This is a genomic window from Richelia sinica FACHB-800 (assembly GCF_014698825.1).
Taxonomy (GTDB): Bacteria; Cyanobacteriota; Cyanobacteriia; order Cyanobacteriales; family Nostocaceae; genus FACHB-800.
The window spans coordinates 33,084-51,762 of the sequence record NZ_JACJTT010000003.1 but is presented as its reverse complement, the minus strand read 5'-3'; the positions used below and the strand labels follow the sequence as shown (position 1 = coordinate 51,762).

Here is an 18,679-nt window from a genome sequence, read left to right as displayed (position 1 = left end):
CTTTAGGCTACTATTGTAGCGGCTTTGCTATTGATTACAGGGAAGAGGAAGTAGCAATTAAAAATTAAAAAAGCAGAAATCCCAGTTTAACCAGGGTTTTGGATAGGGGATGATTGCTCAATTAGTTTAGGCTGTTTTTAAAAGTTGGCGAACTTCTGCATCGGTGGTTTGACTAAAATCTTCATACCAAACTCCAATTGCAGACATTGGTTCTGGCGTAATTAAGCTGATTACTTCATCAACTTCTGTTTGCAATTGTTTGTAGGTGCTGGGTGGGGCGATGGGTACTGCGACTATAATTTTGCTAGGTTGCTGTTGGCGGAGGATGGCAATAGCCGCGCGGATAGTTGACCCAGTGGCAATGCCATCATCAATGAGAATGATGGTTTGGCCATGGACGTTGACTGGTGGACGATCGCCTCGATAAGCGCGATCGCGTCTGTGTAATTCCTCTAACTCCTGTTCGATTACCTTGTCAATGGTTTCTTGGTCTATGCCCCAACCATTGATGACATCATAGTTGAGTACACATACTATTTGGGAAGTCAGGTCAAAGCGTCCACCTTCAGCGATCGCACCCATTGCTAACTCTTCATGACCAGGTACACCCAATTTTCTCACTAAGCATACATCTAGTGGCGCATTTAAGGCTTGGGCTACTTCATAACCAACGGGAACACCACCACGAGGTAAGGCCAAGACTAATAGATTTTTGCACTGACTATAAGCTTGCAGGTGTGAAGCTAACATCAAACCTGCTTCGGTGCGGTTACGAAATCTTTTCCTCATCTCTTTACCCTCCTGGGGGTGAGATATAAGATTATTCTCCCTCGATTGATTGCTCTACTTTGATTGTAGATACTATTTCAATATTAGATCCGCCTTTATTGCCTTTATTACTGTAATGGAGAGAAAGATTGACCGAAAAGAATGGGATACAAGCCCAGTCCTTCTAGGACGGCTTTTGATGAATTTTGAGTTTTCTAACTAATTCTCTAAGTACATCGGATTTGGTTCTTTTGGTTGTTTGGCAGTATTCCTCAAGATGCGCTAACTCTTCTTCTGTTAGACGGAAAAACACACTTTTATTCATTGCTTTGTATATCGTTACGATATACAATAATAACAGACTTCAGTAAAATCAATGAAAGCAAGATATCAGTATCGCTTCTACCCAACAGACCAACAGCAACAGCTTTTAGCTCAGTTGTTTGGTTGTGTCCGTGTGGTGTGGAATGATGCGCTGGCTATCTGTAAACAGTCTGAGAAGTTACCAAGTAATCAGGACTTGCAAAAGTTAGTGATTACGCAAGCCAAAAAAACTGATGAGCGTTCATGGTTGTCAGATGTTTCTAATATCCCATTGCAGCAATCTGTAGCCGATTTAGGAGTTGCCTACAAAAACTTTTTCGATTCACTCAAGGGTAAGCGGAAAGGTAAAAAGGTCGGTAGTCCTAAATTCAAAAAGAAAATAGGGAGACAATCAGCACGATTCAGAATTGGTGGATTCTCAATCAAAGGAGATGAAGTATATCTAGCCAAAATCGGCAATGTTAAGCCTGTTTGGTCTAGAAGTCTGCCGTCATCTCCAACAAGCGTCACAGTCATTAAAGACGTTGCTCACCGTTATTTTCTCAGCTTTGTTGTAGAAGTTGAACCTATTCAATCCCATGCCAAACACATGAGCATTGGCATTGATTTGGGTGTGAAAACTTTTGCTGTAATGAGCAATGGGGAGAAGGCAATAAGTCCTGATTATTCAAAAAAAGACCGCAAAATTCGGAAACTACAACGCAAGCTAGCAAGGCAACAAAAGGGATCTAAACGCCGTGAAGTTACAAGGGTTAAGATTGCTAAACGACACCATCAAATTGCAGATACCCGCAAAGATTTTCTGCATAAGTTATCAACCAAAGTAGTTAGTGAGAACCAAGCTATTGTTTTGGAAGATTTGAATGTGTCGGGAATGGTTAAAAATCGCAAGTTAGCAAGAGTGATTAGCTTGCAAGGATGGCGAGAATTTCGGATATTTTGCGAAGCTAAATCCGAAAAACTGAATCGGGATTTTAGAGTAATTAACAGGTGGCAACCCACCAGCCAAACTTGTTCTTGTTGTGGTTATCGATGGGGCAAGATTGATTTGTCTGTTCGCTCAGTTTTGTGCTTAAATTGCAACACTGAACACGACAGAGATGAGAATGCGTCCCAAAATATAGAAATGGTCGGCATGGGGCATCAGCACGACCTTAAACGGACGGGGAGCGACTGTCAGACTAGGAACGCTTAGCAAGTTGCTGTGAACCGTCAAGAATCATCGATGTTCTACGTCGGTGAGTATGTCAAAAAAGTTTGTATATATTCCTGGTGATAAACAACTATTTGATTAAGATTTAAGATGGAGCGTAGGAGCATCACACTGCACTCTCAGAAATTTCAGAGTTAGCTTTATAGGTATAAATTTATGTTTAACAAAATTTTAGTTGCTCTCGACAACGGTGCCGGTTGGGAGTCTGTGTATGAGCAAGGGTTAGATTTGGCTAAAGCCAGTGGTTCAAAAATCATGTTGCTCCATGTTCTCTCACCCATAGATGATCCTTACATCAACCCTGTGTTAATGCAGCCAGAAACTATTTATCCTTCTTTACAGACAGAAGCCATGAATAAATATATGCAAGCATGGCATGAACTTAAACAGGAAAGATTGCAGTGGTTGCGATCGCTTACCCAAGCATCCATCAATTTAGGTGTGGAAACTGAGTGTACTCAGCAAATAGGAGATGCAGGAAGGCTCATCTGTGAATTTGCTCGCAATTGGCCCGCTAACTTAATTGTAGTTGGTCGGCGTGGCAGAACTGGGATTCGTGAATTATTTCTAGGTAGTGTCAGCAATTATGTCCTACATCATGCGTCTTGCTCTGTTTTGACTGTCCAAGGTACGAACCACTCAGATCAGGAAAGGATTGCCAGTGATATCTAGTGTAGTTGATGAGTGATGAGGAATAAATTTGCACAGCAGCTAATCAAAGGTTTTGCTGCCCTATTTAACCAGAGACAATCTCATCACCCCACACAGAGGACAGCCAAAAGTCTTGAAAAAATCACATTTAGAATATTATAAGATTTTCCAGACAAGCTAAAGATTATACTTTTGGTAACATCATTCCCATTTTGGAGGTTGTCTGACCGAATTACCATGGAAAATCACATAGTCTCGATAGAGCGATCGCTAGATTTACTCTGTTTTATCAGCCTAAATTTTTTCAGCGATCGGATATTACCACTGAAGCTAAAAACCAGCTATTTCTACCATTGCATCCCTTCTTTAATCAAGCTTCCTTATTTTCAGGAACTAACCGCAAAAATTTACTATAGAAAGCAAAAAGCAAAAACTCATAGGTGAAATTTATCTTGACAGCAGCAGCAAACGCAAAGTTAAGATGGATAAATAACTTATTTTGTGTAAAGTATATGCCTAGAAATAGCAATATTGATGATTAATAGCTAAAATATTGCTTAAATTTGTCTAAAAATCATTTAAAAGTCTGATGATTGAGATTTAAAATCATTCATCATCAACATCAGTTAAATTGACTTGCAGCTAGTAACTAAATACAAATTCCTGTTAAGTTTGTTCAATTAGCACAGATGATGGGATCATATTTCTATTTTATAGATGAAATTACTAGTGGAGGCAGGTAAACAAAGAATTTGTCACATTTGTAGATTTTAGCTGCCCTCAAATAGGCTAAACTTGATGCTTAAAAACTGCTAAATTATTGATTTAACAAGAAATTACTAACTTTTTAACATCCAGAGGTATCAATGAATTTTAATAATTTTAGTCAAAAAACAAATGAATATAAAGAACTTAAAGAAAAGCCACATTGGCAAGGCCCACCTACAACTAAAACACCAGTGAAAAATCAAACTCCCAAATCACAAACACAAAATATTGATAGTATCATCGATGATGACCTCAATCGTGGTCGAGTGGCTATTTTTATTGATGGCTTAAACTTGTTTCATACAGCATTACAACTAGGTATTGAAATTGACTATCTGAAACTACTCTGTTATTTAACCAAAAGTTCTCGGTTATTACGCGCCTTCTTTTACACAGGAACTGATACTCACAACGAAAAACAACAAGGATTTCTACTGTGGATGCGCCGCAACGGTTATCGTGTAGTAACCAAGGATATAGTTGCAGTTCCAGAAAATGGTAAAAAACCCAATTTGAATGTAGAAATTGCCGTTGATATGATTACTTTAGCACCCTACTATGACACAGCAGTTTTAGTTAGTGGTGATGGAGACTTAGCCTATGCAGTCAATTCTGTATGTAGCTTGGGTGCAAGAGTAGAAGTAATTGGAATGCAAACCATGACCAGTACCCAACTGATAGATGTGGCAGACTCCTTTGTAGATTTTGATACTATTAAACAAGTGATTCAAAAAGATTCACATCTGGGCTATAGTTATCGCAGCACTTCTAACTCCCATATGTAAATTATCATTTACCCAGCCTAGAAAAATTTCTGAAGTCAAATCACCAACCAGAAAAAGACTTTATTAAATATGCTCACTTGATCTGTCAATGGAAATTTTAATAGTTGAAGATGAGCCAGAAATTGCTCATTTAATCCAACTAGCTTTAGAAAAAGAAGGGTTCTCCTGTCGCACCACCCGTGACGGAATTAACGCTTTACGCATCTTTCAAGAACAATCACCAGATTTAATAATTCTGGATTTAATGCTCCCTGGTTTAGATGGATTAGAAGTTTGCGCCAGAATTCGGCAAAAACCTGGTGCTAAAGATCCATATATTTTAATGCTCACCGCCAAAGGAGAAGAAATTGATCGCGTGATCGGTTTATCAACTGGTGCTGATGACTATATGGTGAAACCCTTTAGCCCCAGGGAGTTAGTAGCTAGAGTGAGAGCATTATTCCGCCGTAGTCTTCGTCAAGGAGGACAACCCCAAGTCAATCGGACTCAACACTTTACCATCGATATTGAACAACGAACAGCCAGCCGCCATAATAATTCTCAAACAACTGAACTCCTTGATTTAACCACCTTAGAATTTAATTTATTAAGCACCTTTGTCAGCAATCCTGGAAGAGTTTGGAATCGGTCACAACTGATAGACAAACTGTGGGGAGATAACTTTTTTGGTGATGAACGGGTAGTTGATACCCACATCGCCAGACTACGCAAAAAAGTTGAACCAGACCCGGCAAATCCTTCCTTTATTAAAACAGTGGTGGGAGTTGGTTATAAATTTGACGACCCTCCAGTTGGGTGAAGACGATGAAAAAAAATGGGTGGTGGATGAAATCTTTACCCCTAGCATCTCGTCTATTCTTCTCTCACTTGGTCGTGATGATAGTGGGGGTAGTCAGCCTTGTAATTATCAGTAAAATATCTTCACCCCGTTTTTTTGTCCTGCATTTAGAACGATTACAACATCGCGGCTTTGACTTAATTGATGTGCGGACAGAGTTAGTGGCAGGGTTTGAAATAGCTTGGCGAAGAAGCACAGTTTGGTCAGTGTTAGTGGGAACCAGTGCGGCTGGTGGGTTAAGTTTCTGGGTGGCCAAAAGAATTATGCAGCGCTTAACAGAAATGGAGCAAATTACGCAGCGATTTGCTTCTGGGGATATGGAAGCTAGAGTACCTATTTCAGACATACCAGAAATTAACCGACTGGGTAATAGCTTTAATCGTATGGCGGCTAGTTTAGAAGGAGTGGAGGTACGACGCAGAGAATTAATTAGTGATATGACCCATGAATTGCGTACACCCCTAACAGTTGTGCGTGGTTATTTAGAGGAATTAGCCACTGGAGAAATTGAGCCTTCCTTAGAAATTTATCAGCGACTAGTGCAAGAAACTAAACGGTTAGAAAGGCTAGTTAACGACTTGCAAGTTCTTTCTAAAGCTGAAGCCGGTTATTTACCAATCCATCTGCAACCCATTAATCTACGTCCTTTATTAGAGTCTTTGGTAGAGAGTTTTAGTGATCAGTTACTAGAAGATGGGCCAGTGCTGCAATTAGAATGCCCTAGTCCGTTACCTTTAGTTATGGCAGATATTGACCGCACTGAACAGGTATTAATCAATCTCATTGGTAATGCTATTCGTTATACAACCAAGGGTGAAATCACTATTCGTGTTTGGCTGACCCCTGGTCAATGCTGGGTTGCTGTGAAAGATACCGGTATAGGTATTGCTGAAGAAAATTTAGCTCATGTATTTGAGCGTTTTTGGCGTGCAGATTCATCACGCGATCGCCATTCTGGTGGTACTGGCATTGGTTTAACTATATCTCACCGATTAGTAGAACTGCAAGGTGGTCAAATGCAGGTTGAAAGTCAATTAGGTGTGGGGAGTGAATTTCGTTTTTCCCTATCCTTGGCTTAAACTATGTGATTGTCCTTAGGAAGTGGTAATAATTGACTTCTCTTCACATACAACACATTGACATAAAGGGGTCATAGGTCTGTCATAACTACCTGCTAACTTATAGATGAAACAATGTGAATCATACCAACTCGTGATTCAAAGATGTTTTTTATAAATTTATATCCTAAAAAAAATATAAATAATACATTTATAAATTTGGGAATTTAAATTGCCAAATACTGACTAAATAAGTGTTTATATCTGCCATTAGTTTGATGTTTTTGGCTTTCTTATGTATCACTTGTTTCTTGCTGCCTTTCTAGTAAGTTTAGTCACAGCTTTTGGCTGTGCTACTCTTGCATATCTTTTTCCCCAAAATAAGTAAATAATCTTTTCAATTATCAACAGACAATAAAACCAACTCTCTCTGGAGATAAGTGTTGCTTCGCTGTTGTATTTCTATGATGGAAGGTGTTCACATCCTCAACTCTCACAGACAAAAAGGATAATATTTCGCCTATTTAGGGTCAGTTTTTTCATTGTCTAAAACTTAGCAATCTGTGAGTATCAATTTTTGCAGATGCCCACTGCTGATCTAGATAAAGAATATTTTATTTTGCAATTTTCTCATATCTGTGCTATACCGTTATGAGCATATTTCATGCACCAGTTAAAGTATAATTAATATCCCGTTTAGTATTGATAAATTCAGTACGATTAATCATTAATGGTTTTACCATCACCCATCAGTAACTAAGGAGTAAAAAATATGAATCAAATTCTCTTTGCTGTGGTGATTAGTTACTTATTGATGACCAGTTATTTTTTATTCAATTGGTTAAGGTTTGCTTTTCGTCATCCTACTTCTACTCCAGAAGAAAAGTTTTTATCTTTTGTCATGTTGATGATTTCTACTGTACTTTGGCCGCTGATGTTGCCAATTTGTTGTGTTAAAATTTTTACTCAAAAAAATATAGAATTTAGCACAATTATTCCTGTTTTGTTAGCCATGTTTGCTTTTAGTCTTTCCTATTATTTAAGTTCTGTGCATGGAGATTTTTTATGCAATTATCAACTTTTCTGTCCTTATGCTTCTTGATTAAGCATGAATATTTATTAGCTAAAATTGAATTTGTAAATAGTCGTGCAAAATAAGAGCATAACTTATGACCTGCTTAAAGTAAAATTAATTTTAGAAGAACATAAAGGCTTTGAGCGTTTTCGGAGATATCTAGTCAATCAAAAGCTGTAAAAGCCAGTAATATACAAGATGATTGATACCTCACTCGCACCATCTCTACCAAATTATTATGTAGAACGTCTCGAATACAGCCGAGAGTTAAAAACTCGTCTGCTGAAAAATTCATCAGATGTAGGTGCTTTGGTCGTGACAGCTATTGATGGCTTGGCTTCGGTTGGTAAATCTACCCTGGCAATGGCTTTAGCATATGACCAAGAGGTGCAAGCTCATTTTTGTGACGGGATTCTCTGGGTAACTTTAGGTCAACAGCCTAATCTTTTATCGCTGCTTAGTGCTTGGGTACAAGCATTGGGGGACTACAACTTTAAACCCATCAGTGTGGAAGCAACTTCCAATCAACTGCGTACATTGTTGTATGAAAAAGCTGTGCTGCTAATAATAGACGATGTTTGGAATATAGAGGATGCACAAGCATTTAATGTTGGTGGAGCTAGCTGTCAAGTTTTGGTAACAACCCGCGATGCAGAAATCGCCGAAGCTCTCGGAGCTAACCCCCCATGTTGTTTGGATGTGATGGAACCATCCCAAGCAATAGAACTGCTGACTAAAAAATTAGGACGCTCGATTACTGCTATAGAATATCAGCCAGCGCAAGATTTAGCTTCATCCGTTGGTTATTTCCCTCTGGCGTTGTCATTGGCAGCTGCTGAAATCGCCAGTTGTACAACTTGGACTCAATTATTAGAGGATTTTCAGCAAGAGGTAGCGCGATTAAAAAATCTTAATCGACCAAAAGCAGAAGAAATTACTGATGAAACCATTTTAAAACGCTTGCGCTTAACAGCATCATTAAATTTGAGTCTCAAGCGAATGCCTAAAGAAAAGCAGGAGCATTTTTCTTGGTTGGGGGTATTACCGAAAAATGTTACCATCACTAAGATGATGGCAGCGACTCTATGGAAAATGGATATATATGATGCTGCTAAGACATTGGAATACTTAGAAAATAAAGCAGTTTTATCGCCTGGAGTTCCTTTAAAAGATGGGACACCAACGTACCGTTTACATGACTTATTTCATGACTTAGCACGTAATTTGTTGACTGCTCCACCAAACCCAGAGGATGAAGATAATCTATCGGGGTTGGGTATAACTTTAGCCTCTGCTCACGCTACTTTTTTGGAGAATTACCGAAATAAAACTTCTAAAAATCTTTGGCATACCTTACCCAATGACGGGTATATCCATCAGCATTTAGTTTGGCATTTGTCCAAGGCTCAAAAGGTAGAAGAAATTCACGAATTATTACGAGAAGATTCAGAAACAGGAGGTAATGGTTGGTACGAAGCTTGCGCGCGCTTATCACAAACTGCCAATTTTGTAACTGATGTTTTTCATGCTTGGGAATTGGCAGAAAACTCCTGGAATGAAACAACCTTGGCTCAAGTTATTGGGTTGCAGTGTCGCTATGCTTTAATTATTGCATCCCTTAATAGTTTAACAGTTGATTTACCAGTAGGGCTGCTGGTTGCGTTAGTTGAAAAAAATATGTGGACTCCTGAGCAAGGACTCAGTTACGCAATACAAAGCTCGAATCCATCACAGAAAGCAAACTTGCTTACACAGCTAGCCAATCATTTGCCATCAAAGTTAAAAGAATTAGCGCTGTCGAAAGCTCTGGCTGCTACTAGGGAGATTGATACCAGGGGGGCTGAGGATGAAGAGTTTCGCGCCCAGGTACTAAGTAGTTTGGCTGTTAAACTGCCACCTGAATTATTATCAGAGGCTCTGGCTGTTGCTAGGGAGATTCATTTTGAGAGCTATCGCGCCGATGCCATCAGTAGTTTGGCTGACAAATTGCCGCCAGAATTGTTACCAGAGGCTCTGGTTGCTGCCAGAGAGATTCAGGATGAGGAGTTTCGCGCCCGGGTACTAGGTAGTTTGGCTGATAAATTGCCAGAATTGTTAGCAGAGGCTCTAGCTACTGCCAGAAAGACTGAGGATGAGTTTAGGCGTGCTCGAATTCTAAGTAGTTTGGCTGATAAATTGCCACCAGAATTGTTACCAGAGGCTGTGGCTGCTGCCAGGGAGATTCAGGATGAGGAGGATCGTGTCTCTGTTCTAAGTATTTTGGTTGATAAATTGCCAGAATTGTTACCAGAGGCTGTGGCTGCTGCTAGGGAGATTCGGAGTGAGCATTGTCGCGCCGATGCCATCAGTAGTTTGGCTGACAAATTGCCGCCAGAATTGTTACCAGAGGCTGTGGCTGCTGCTAGGAAGATTCAGGATGAAGAGTATCGCGCCGAAGCACTGGGAAGTTTGAGTGATAAATTGCCAGAATTGTTACCAGAGGCGTTGGCTGTTGCCAGGGTGATTGAGTTTGAATCAAGTCGCGCCCGGGTACTAAGTAGTTTGGCTGATAAATTGCCAGAATTATTACTAGAGGCTGTGGCTGCTACCAGGGAGATTCAGAATGGTTATAATCGCGCCCAAGCCTTAAGTAGTTTGGCTGATAAATTGCCACCAGAATTGTTACCAGAGGCTGTGGCTGCTGCTAGGGATATTCAGGATGAAATGTATCGCGCCCAAGCCTTAAGTAGTTTGGCTGATAAATTGCCAGAATTGTTACCAGAGGCTCTAGCTGCTGCCAGGGAGATTGAGTATGAAAAGTGTCGCAACGATGCTCTAAGTAGTTTAGCAAATAAATTACCACCAGAATTGTTATCAGAGGCTGTGGCTGCTGCCAGGGAGATTAAGGATGAGAAGTATCGCGCCTATATTCTCAGTAGTTTGGCTGGTAAATTGCCGGAATTGTTACCAGAGGCGTTGGCTGCTGCCAGGGAGATTCAGTTTGAGTCAAGTCGCGCCCAAGCCTTAAGAAGTTTGGCTGATAAATTTCCAGAATTGTTACCAGAGGCTCTCGCTGCTGCCATAGAGATTCAGGATGAGGAGTATCGTGCCCAAGCCTTAAGAAGTTTGGCTGATAAATTGCCACCAGAATTGTTACCAGAAGCAGTGGCTGCTACTAGGGAGATTGAAGATGGAGAGTTTCGCGCCTCTATTCTGGGTAGTTTGGCTGTTCAGTTGCCAGAATTGTTACCAGAGGCTCTAGCTGCTGCTAGGGAGATTGGGTATGATGCGTTTCATTTCGATGCTCTAAGTAATTTGGCTAATAAATTTCCAGAAGTGCTACCAGAGGCTCTGGCTGCTGCCAGGGAGATTCAGAGTGAGTATTGTCGCTTCGACAACTTAAGAGGTTTGGTTGATAAATTGCCACCAGAATTATTACCAGAGGCTCTGGCTGCTGCCAGGGAGACTGAGGATGAGGAGTATCGCGCCTATCTTCTAAGAAGTTTAGCTGATAAATTCCCAGAATTATTACCAGAGGCGGTAGCTGCTGCTAGGGAGATTCAGGATGAAAAGTATCGCGTCGATGCCTTAAGTAGTTTAGCTGATAAATTCCCAGAATTATTACCAGAGGCTGTGGCTGCTGCTAGGGAGATTCAGGATGAAAAGTATCGTGCTGATGTTCTAAGTGATTTGGCTGATAAATCGCCAGAATTGTTACCAGAGGCTGTGGCTGCTGCTAGGAAGATTCAGGATGAAGAGTATCGTGCTGATGTTCTAAGTGATTTGGCTGATAAATTGCCAGAATTGTTACCAGAGGCTGTGGCTGCTGCTAGGGAGATTCAGGATGAGAAGCATCGCGTCCAAGTCCTGAGTAGTTTGGTGGATAAACTTTTACAAATACAAAAAACTCAACTTTTTTGTCTCTGGGGAAAAACTCTTCACATCTTATCTGTTTACACTCGCCCAGGTTTACTTAGTGATATAAATATATTAACTCCAATTATAGATACTTTAGGTGGCGAACAAGCATTGAGAGATACAGCTTCTGCTATCCAAGATGTTTCACGGTGGTGGCGATAAAATTTAAAAATCGCTCTTTGAGTCAACATACGTAAATATAGCGATTGATAAAAGTCTTGGACATCGCGGGTTGTATTGTTACGATTGATGCAAAAATGTTGAATTAATTTTGCCCAGGTACTTCTATTCTTGTAGAGACATTCTGTATGAAAGTCTCTACAAAATTGAATTAGTATTACTGTATTGGTGCAGGAGCATTACCGGCTTTCACCGCTAAATTCAGGCTTTGCCCATTACGACGCAACTCTAAACTTAAATCTGCTCCCACCTGGCCAGCATCCACAGCTTTTTGGACACTTGGTGCATCTGTAACCGGTTGACCATTGAGTTTTTGAATGACATCTCCAGCGCGAATACCCGCTTTTCCTGCGGGGGAATTAGGCATAACTTTAATTACTAATACACCTTCAGCTTCACTGACAGTCAGGCCGCTGTTAGGATCGGAGTTTATTTTTTGTTTTAACTCTGGTGTCAAACCCACCATTTGAATACCTAAGTAAGGGTGTTGTGCTTTACCAGTAGCGATTAATTGTTGAGAAATGCGTTGTGCAGTGTTAATGGGAATGGCAAAACCTAGACCTTGTGCTCCTTGAATGATAGCTGTATTCATACCAATTACTTCACCACGGGAGTTGAGTAAGGGCCCACCAGAGTTACCAGGGTTAATCGCTGCATCAGTTTGCAAAAACTGGACACGCTTATCAGGAACACCAACTTGATTACTAGAACGTCCTGTAGCACTAATAATGCCTGTAGTTACGGTATTATCTAAACCAAGAGGATTGCCGATCGCGATCGCCCATTCTCCCGGTTGCAATTGGTCAGAATTTCCTAAAGATACTGTGGGCAATTGCTTTGCATCAATTTTCACCACTGCAACATCAGTTAATTCATCTTTGCCTAATACCTTGCCTTGAAAACTGCGTCCATCTTTGAGGGTCACTTTAACTGTATCTGCACCATCCACCACATGGGCATTAGTGAGAATACGACCATCAGCACTAATAATAAAACCAGAACCAGTTCCCCTTTCCACTCGTTTTTCTTGTAACTCAGGCAACTGTGAGCCAAAAAAGCCCCGGAAAAATGGGTCATTAAATTCTTCTGGTAGCTGAGTTTTGACTGTACGTGAAGAGTCTATTCTTACCACAGCCGGGCCAACCTTCTGGACGACCTGAATGATAAAATTAGAATCGGTGATTGCCGGTAGTGGTAACGCGGCGTTAGCTTTGCTCATACCCAAGTTAGCAGCACTATCAGCTACCTGATGCTTGTGCCCTGCTAAATACCCACCAGCTAAGGTCATACCCGACCCCAACAAAACTAATGATAAAGAAGCTATAGCCTTTTTCCATTGAGTAAAACCATACTGAGGAAGATGGGATGTATGGTGAGAACAGCTGTTTACTATATGGGAATCACCGTCTTGTGGTAAGTTCTTCATAGATCAAATTTAAAAATATCCAGACCTATTACTACGGTAGATACTTAATTTGAAGCTGTTGTGACAGATATGTAACTTTGTTGTGAAAATTGTGACATGTGATCCAGTCAAAACCACTGCATATCATCTATCTTGATAGGAAAATAGCAGCATCGGTATTTGCGTTGTTTTTCCCTATACGGTAAGCGATAATTGTAGTTTAGTTGAACAGGTATGTGGGATATAGGATGTATTGTGAATACACTGGCAGGACGCTACGAAATTATTCAGCAATTAGGCGGTGGTAGCTTTGCTATGACCTACATAGCACAAGATAATCTACAACCAAGCAAACCATTGTGCGTAGTCAAGCAATTGTATCCCCACCAAAGCCATCCTCGTGTTGTCGAATTCTTTGAAAGAGAAGCTGTAATTTTGGAAAGATTGGGTAAACATCCCCAAATTCCTCAATTATTAGCGCATTTGCAAGAAAATAAACATCTTTATATAGTTCAAGAATTTATTGAAGGTAAAGATTTAGGCAAAGAAATCATTCCTGGTAGGCGTTTACCGGAAGAATATGTATTCCAGTTATTAAAAGATGTTCTGGAAGTCTTGGATTTTGTACATAGTCAGGGAGTCATTCACCGCGATATTAAACCCCAAAACATCATGCGTCGAGCGGTGGATGGCAAGATTTTTTTGATTGACTTTGGTGCTGTCAAAGAAATCGGTACTTTGATGATGAATAGTCAGGGAGAAGTAACATCTAGTATTGTCATTGGTTCTTCTGGCTATATGCCCAATGAACAAAAGAACGGCAAGCCAACCTTAGCTAGTGACATCTATGCTTTGGGAATGACAGCTATTCAGGCTTTGACGGGAATTTTGCCCATTAATCTGCCAGAAGACCCCCAAACTGGTGAAATTATCTGGCAAAATCAAGTCAATGTGAGTGAAAATTTAGCCGAAATATTAACCAAAATGGTGCGTCGTCACCATAGTTTACGTTACATCTCCGCTAGGGAGGCTTTAGCTGCTTTAACATCTAATTCTGAAGCAAATATCCCTACTAGGGTTATCTCTCCTCATGCTAAAGAGCAGTACATGCAGGAAGCAAAGCAACGTGTCCAGCAGGGTCAGGGCAAGTTTTCAGTCTTCGCGCTCAAAATTCTAGAATCCAAACGGATACAGTTAGGTTTAACAGAAGAAGAAGCTTTAGCTATTCAAGTAGAAGTAATTCAAACTTATTTGGAGTATGAACGGAAATTACAGGAGTATGAACAGGCATTAATTACCGCAGTTAATCAACAATTTCCCTTTAATCAAGCTACACAACAGGATTTACAAGATTATCGTCAATTTTTAGGATTACGTCATGAAGATATTGTACTGATTGAAGAGCGAGTATTAACTCCACAAAAATTAGCATTTCAACAGCAGGAAACCAAAGAAGATAATCTCAGGTTGGCAGAACTAAAATCTCAATCTCCCACTCTCTTATCAGGTTTAGATTCTACAAAAATTTTTAATTTTGAAACTGCCACTTTAATTTTTGATGGTGGAAGTTGGCAAATTCATCGCACGAGGAAACAAGCCGAATTTTTTACAGAAAGTTTGGGGCAGAATGAAATTTTAGACATGGTGAGTATTCCTGGTGGTGAATTTTTGTTAGGTTCTCCAGAGGATGAAGCGCAACGCAACGATACAGAAGGACCTCAACTGTCTGTCCAGATTAAGTCTTTTTTTATGGGTAAATTTCCTGTCACCCAAAGCCAATGGGCAGCTGTTGCTGCTTTACCAAAAGTGGAGATTGATTTAAAGCGGGAACCATCCCATTTTCCAGGAGGAAATCGACCTGTAGAACAGGTGTCTTGGAATGAAGCAATCGAATTTTGTACCCGACTGTCTCAAAGAACAGGTAAGAAATATCGTTTACCAAGTGAAGCTGAATGGGAATATGCCTGTCGAGCAGGAACCACTACTCCATTTTATTTTGGGGAAACAATTTCTACAGATTTAGCTAACTACAACGGTAAGGGAGTTTATGGGTCTGGTGTACCTGGAGAATACCGTGAAAAAACTACAGAGGTGGGCAGTTTTGCTGCTAATGCCTTTGGTTTATACGATATGCACGGTAATGTCTGGGAATGGTGCCAAGATACCTGGCATGACAATTACAGCAGTGCTCCCACCGATGGCAAGCCATGGGTAGATGGTCACTTTGATAATTACTATCGATATCGAAGTATGCGTGGTGGTTCTTGGTATCTTGTGCCAGTAGGTTGTCGTTGTGCGGCACGCGATCGCAGATTACCAGGTTATCGGCACAATTTTCTAGGCTTTCGGGTGGTGCTAGAAATTTGATCCCCCTAGAAATGAAGACAGAAGGGTATGAGTCTCTGAGGTTCCAGACCTCACAGGTCAACAACCCAAGAGGGTCAGAGGTGGCTTTCCTTTTTCTTAGGTTCTTATACAATCACCACTATCTATAGTAGAGATGCTAACCTGGTTTAGATCCCTCACCATGTCAGTGATGAGGGATTTTTTCTACAGCAAGGAGTAGGTGATATCATGTGCGACTAACAACGATGATTAAGGCAGCGGTGGGGCAAGGAGTAGGGGAAAATATTTCCCGATTTTTCCACAGATGCGGTAATCATCAATCAATTAACCGAACTAGATGTATAGCAGGTGACAGGTAACAGGTGACGGGTGACAGTGCTAAAAGCCTTTGGCTGTCTAAGTTTTAGTGTTAGTTAATGTCCTAACCGCTCTGTCCATTGCTATAACAGGAAATTGCTATAGAAACAACCAAGTTTTTATTCAACTCCCCAGAGTTGAAACCGGGGAATTTTAGCGACACAATCAACAGATGATACCAAGTTGAAACCAAGATCCTAACTAATGGAAAGACCAAAAGCTGATATAGCCAATCTTGACCATTCCACCCTCTAAAATCCATCCTTCAAAATGGTATGAGATGGGTACTTCACAACATTAATTTTAGGGCGAAATAGAAATCTGGGTATGCAGTGCAGTAGTCTGTGAGGTAGAGAGTCACAGAGGGTATGAGAACTAGAGGGTGTGAGAACTAGGGAATGACCACCCATAAGCTAATTATTCTACAAAATTCGGTCTAGCTTGTTGATTTAATTTCAGCTTTTCTTCTAGTAATGGCCACTTTTCTGCTTCGATGATCTGAATAAATTCGTCCAAATTATGACGATATTGGTACAGAGATGTGAGCAAAGCTTGACGATTAAACTGGGCCATCATCACTCCCAGTTCAGGATTACCACCACCTACACGGCTGGTATCTCGAAAGCCAGAACTAGCAAATTTCTGAGCCAGTTGGGCAATTTCTGGATCTGTTTCACTTAAACAGGCTGCAATTAAAGAAGCACTCACCATCACTGGTAAATGAGAAATCCAACTCACGGCGCGATCATGCTGTTGAGGTGAGCAATGATAGATAATAGAGCCAAGCGATCGCACAATTTCCTCAACTACAATTACAGCCCTGTCTGGTGTAGTTGCTACAGGTGTTAAGACATAGGGACGATTCACAAATAAGTTTCTCTGAGCAGCTTCTATACCAACAACAGTTTTACCAGCCATGGGATGTCCACCAATAAAATTAGGCCAAATTGGTGATATCGCTTCCACTATAGGTGTTTTTACCGAACCAACATCAGTGATAATTGTAGTCTCAGGTAAATGACTAATTAACTGTTCAACTTGAGGGAAAATAAGTCCTATGGGGGTACAAATAAATACAACCTCCGCGTTTGCCAACAAGCTCAATTCCACTGATGCTTGATCAACACTGCCAAGGTCAACTGCCTTTTGACAGGTTGTTTCGCGATGGCTGACTCCCAAGACATGATGTCCTTGTGAGCGTAAATCAAAACCCAAACAGCCACCTATAAGTCCCAGTCCTAAAATACCAATTTTCATTTTTGATTGGAAAAGTTAACTTTCATTGATTCTCTGCATACTTTACCAACTATTAAAGTTGGCATCAGAGGGGTAGATACATGACAATAGAGGAATTACTAGAAAAATACGCCACCGGAGTCATAGACTTTGTTGGTGCTGACTTAGCAGAAGCAAACTTGAGTGGCACAAACTTGAGTGGCATTAATTTGGCTAAAGCCAATTTGAGTGTAGCTAACCTCAGTGGCACTAATCTTAGTGATGCTGATTTGAGTTATGCCAAACTCAATGTCGCTCGTTTAAGTGGTGCTAATTTGACTGGTGCGATTATGAATTACTCCAGTCTCAACGTTGCTAACTTAATTCGGGCTGACCTCAGTCGTGCTCAATTACGTGAAGCCACCTTAGTGAGGGCTGAGTTAATTCGGGTAGATTTTACCCGTGCTGATCTATGTGAAGCCAACTTAAATAATGCTGATTTACGAGAGGCTACCCTGAAACAAGCTAATCTTCGTCATGCCAATTTGAGTGAAGCTAACTTGCGGGGCTGTTCTTTGAAAGAAGCTAACTTAGAAACAGCTAATTTAAGCGCTGCCGACCTGGGCTATACAGACCTGACTGGTTCCAACTTACGAGATAGTGAACTTCGACAAACCAATCTTTGCTTGTCCAACCTGAGTGGAGCCGACCTGAGAGGTGCAAATCTCCGTTGGGCTGATTTACGGGGAGCTAATTTGAGTTGGGCTGATTTAAGTGGTGCTAAACTCAGCGGTGCAAATTTAATTGGAGCCGACCTGAGTCATGCTAATTTAGCCAATGCTAGTTTAGTCCATGCCAATTTGACCCAAGCTAAATTAATTCAAGTGGAATGGGTAGGTGCAGACTTATCAGGGGCCATGTTAACTGGGGCCAAACTGTACGCTACCCAAAGATTTGGAGTCAAAACAGAAGGAATTACCTGTGAATGGATTGATTTGTCTCCAGCAGGCGATCGCTCCCTCATCCAAAACTTTAATTCCGAAAGCACAAAGGAATTCTTTAACGCCACTCCACCCACCATCCGCATCGTTGTTGATGCACCCCTCGACCACGAAGCCAACTTTGTGTTTGCAGGTACTTATTACCAGATTTCTCAGGAATATCAAGGACTCAAGCAACCACCAAACGTAGAAATTGATAGCCGACGCACCGTCTTCACCTTCCGCGTCAATGGCGACGAAGCATTACTACCCACAGCTTACATGGCTATTCTTCCTTTCCAAGATGCTGCGATCGCGCAAAAAAATATTTACACCATGGTAGATATAATTCGCAAAGAAATGATTAATAGACAAAACCTCAAATCTGCTCAATTGGTAAAACAAATTATTATCCTTTTACAAGACTCAATGCGAAAATCAAAAATTATTAAACAAACCAATAAAAAAATAGAAATAGCTACTAAATTAAATTTCTTTCAAGTACCAACACAAGTAATATTAACAAATTCTAGTGCCCAAACCTTAGTGATTTATGATAGCCCTAACTTTGGCAAAAGATTTATTAATCAATCTATTAACAAGGATTATTCAGCAGAGCAAGAATCTCAAGATTCATCTCATTTAATGCCATCATTGAACATGATTGTCGATTTTGTCAAAGGATTTTATTACATTAATCAGTAGTTATGGAAACGAGACATAGACCAGAGAAATATTTTTAAATTCAGCCCTGCTGCAAATTTCTCATCTTTCATATTCCCATCCTGAATTTAAAATCATTTATATTCAATCAATTCT

The 18,679-nt window shown here is 40.5% G+C and carries 13 protein-coding genes; 9 read left to right on the top strand and 4 right to left on the bottom strand.

Annotated features, from left to right (window positions below):
• Positions 1 to 126: 126 nt before the first annotated feature.
• Together H6G73_RS03705 and H6G73_RS03700 are read right to left on the bottom strand one after the other, a co-directional pair.
• Complete coding sequence (locus H6G73_RS03705) at positions 127 to 789, bottom strand: phosphoribosyltransferase (protein WP_190601608.1); 663 nt, start codon at positions 787 to 789, stop codon at positions 127 to 129.
• A gap of 163 nt (positions 790 to 952) precedes the next feature.
• Entirely contained in the window at positions 953 to 1,093 is a 141-nt protein-coding gene (locus tag H6G73_RS03700; protein WP_190601607.1) for a ribbon-helix-helix protein, CopG family, read from the bottom strand.
• A 51-nt stretch (positions 1,094 to 1,144) separates the two neighbouring features.
• Between H6G73_RS03700 and H6G73_RS03695 the strand changes: the two genes are divergently transcribed.
• The 7 genes from H6G73_RS03695 (at position 1,145) to H6G73_RS03665 (ending at position 11,539) form a co-directional block, all read left to right on the top strand.
• Positions 1,145 to 2,287, top strand: coding sequence for an RNA-guided endonuclease InsQ/TnpB family protein (locus tag H6G73_RS03695; protein WP_190601606.1), 1,143 nt, complete (start codon positions 1,145 to 1,147; stop codon positions 2,285 to 2,287).
• Between the two features lie 174 nt (positions 2,288 to 2,461).
• Positions 2,462 to 2,977 (top strand): universal stress protein, encoded by a 516-nt coding sequence (locus H6G73_RS03690; RefSeq protein ID WP_190601605.1) that lies wholly within the window; start codon positions 2,462 to 2,464, stop codon positions 2,975 to 2,977.
• An 845-nt stretch (positions 2,978 to 3,822) separates the two neighbouring features.
• On the top strand, positions 3,823 to 4,509 hold the full coding sequence (locus tag H6G73_RS03685; RefSeq protein ID WP_190601604.1) for a LabA-like NYN domain-containing protein: 687 nt from the start codon (positions 3,823 to 3,825) through the stop codon (positions 4,507 to 4,509).
• A gap of 88 nt (positions 4,510 to 4,597) precedes the next feature.
• On the top strand, positions 4,598 to 5,308 hold the full coding sequence (locus H6G73_RS03680; protein ID WP_190601603.1) for a response regulator: 711 nt from the start codon (positions 4,598 to 4,600) through the stop codon (positions 5,306 to 5,308).
• Between the two features lie 5 nt (positions 5,309 to 5,313).
• Positions 5,314 to 6,426 carry a sensor histidine kinase gene (locus H6G73_RS03675; protein WP_190601602.1) on the top strand — a complete coding sequence of 371 codons (1,113 nt, stop codon included), beginning with the start codon at positions 5,314 to 5,316 and terminating at the stop codon, positions 6,424 to 6,426.
• Between the two features lie 751 nt (positions 6,427 to 7,177).
• Positions 7,178 to 7,507, top strand: coding sequence for a hypothetical protein (locus H6G73_RS03670; protein ID WP_190601601.1), 330 nt, complete (start codon positions 7,178 to 7,180; stop codon positions 7,505 to 7,507).
• A gap of 171 nt (positions 7,508 to 7,678) precedes the next feature.
• Positions 7,679 to 11,539: an NB-ARC domain-containing protein gene (locus H6G73_RS03665; RefSeq protein ID WP_190601600.1), complete on the top strand. Its 3,861-nt coding sequence runs from the start codon at positions 7,679 to 7,681 to the stop codon at positions 11,537 to 11,539.
• 175 nt (positions 11,540 to 11,714) lie between these two features.
• On the opposite strand, the gene H6G73_RS03660 is transcribed toward H6G73_RS03665, so the two are convergent.
• On the bottom strand, positions 11,715 to 12,983 hold the full coding sequence (locus tag H6G73_RS03660; RefSeq protein ID WP_190601599.1) for an HhoA/HhoB/HtrA family serine endopeptidase: 1,269 nt from the start codon (positions 12,981 to 12,983) through the stop codon (positions 11,715 to 11,717).
• A 213-nt stretch (positions 12,984 to 13,196) separates the two neighbouring features.
• Here H6G73_RS03660 and H6G73_RS03655 point away from each other — a divergent pair, with 213 nt between their 5' ends.
• Positions 13,197 to 15,329, top strand: coding sequence for a bifunctional serine/threonine-protein kinase/formylglycine-generating enzyme family protein (locus H6G73_RS03655; protein ID WP_190601598.1), 2,133 nt, complete (start codon positions 13,197 to 13,199; stop codon positions 15,327 to 15,329).
• A gap of 753 nt (positions 15,330 to 16,082) precedes the next feature.
• Here H6G73_RS03655 and H6G73_RS03650 read toward each other — a convergent pair.
• Positions 16,083 to 16,922 (bottom strand): prephenate/arogenate dehydrogenase, encoded by an 840-nt coding sequence (locus H6G73_RS03650; RefSeq protein ID WP_190601597.1) that lies wholly within the window; start codon positions 16,920 to 16,922, stop codon positions 16,083 to 16,085.
• Positions 16,923 to 17,002: 80 nt separating this feature from the next.
• Here H6G73_RS03650 and H6G73_RS03645 point away from each other — a divergent pair, with 80 nt between their 5' ends.
• The gene (locus H6G73_RS03645) at positions 17,003 to 18,565 is read left to right on the top strand and encodes a pentapeptide repeat-containing protein (protein WP_190601596.1); all 1,563 of its coding nucleotides are present in this window, start codon (positions 17,003 to 17,005) and stop codon (positions 18,563 to 18,565) included.
• Positions 18,566 to 18,679 lie beyond the last annotated feature (114 nt).

Excerpts from the sequence above, each read along its gene's own strand:
- H6G73_RS03680 (WP_190601603.1), top strand. The coding sequence starts at position 4,598 with ATGGAAATTTTAATAGTTGAAGATGAGCCAGAAATTGCTCATTTAATC.
- H6G73_RS03660 (WP_190601599.1), bottom strand. The coding sequence starts at position 12,983 with ATGAAGAACTTACCACAAGACGGTGATTCCCATATAGTAAACAGCTGT.
- H6G73_RS03645 (WP_190601596.1), top strand. The coding sequence starts at position 17,003 with ATGACAATAGAGGAATTACTAGAAAAATACGCCACCGGAGTCATAGAC.
- H6G73_RS03665 (WP_190601600.1), top strand. The coding sequence starts at position 7,679 with ATGATTGATACCTCACTCGCACCATCTCTACCAAATTATTATGTAGAA.
- H6G73_RS03695 (WP_190601606.1), top strand. The coding sequence starts at position 1,145 with ATGAAAGCAAGATATCAGTATCGCTTCTACCCAACAGACCAACAGCAA.
- H6G73_RS03655 (WP_190601598.1), top strand. The coding sequence starts at position 13,197 with ATGTGGGATATAGGATGTATTGTGAATACACTGGCAGGACGCTACGAA.
- H6G73_RS03700 (WP_190601607.1), bottom strand. The coding sequence starts at position 1,093 with ATGAATAAAAGTGTGTTTTTCCGTCTAACAGAAGAAGAGTTAGCGCAT.
- H6G73_RS03690 (WP_190601605.1), top strand. The coding sequence starts at position 2,462 with ATGTTTAACAAAATTTTAGTTGCTCTCGACAACGGTGCCGGTTGGGAG.
- H6G73_RS03650 (WP_190601597.1), bottom strand. The coding sequence starts at position 16,922 with ATGAAAATTGGTATTTTAGGACTGGGACTTATAGGTGGCTGTTTGGGT.
- H6G73_RS03685 (WP_190601604.1), top strand. The coding sequence starts at position 3,823 with ATGAATTTTAATAATTTTAGTCAAAAAACAAATGAATATAAAGAACTT.
- H6G73_RS03670 (WP_190601601.1), top strand. The coding sequence starts at position 7,178 with ATGAATCAAATTCTCTTTGCTGTGGTGATTAGTTACTTATTGATGACC.
- H6G73_RS03675 (WP_190601602.1), top strand. The coding sequence starts at position 5,314 with ATGAAAAAAAATGGGTGGTGGATGAAATCTTTACCCCTAGCATCTCGT.
- H6G73_RS03705 (WP_190601608.1), bottom strand. The coding sequence starts at position 789 with ATGAGGAAAAGATTTCGTAACCGCACCGAAGCAGGTTTGATGTTAGCT.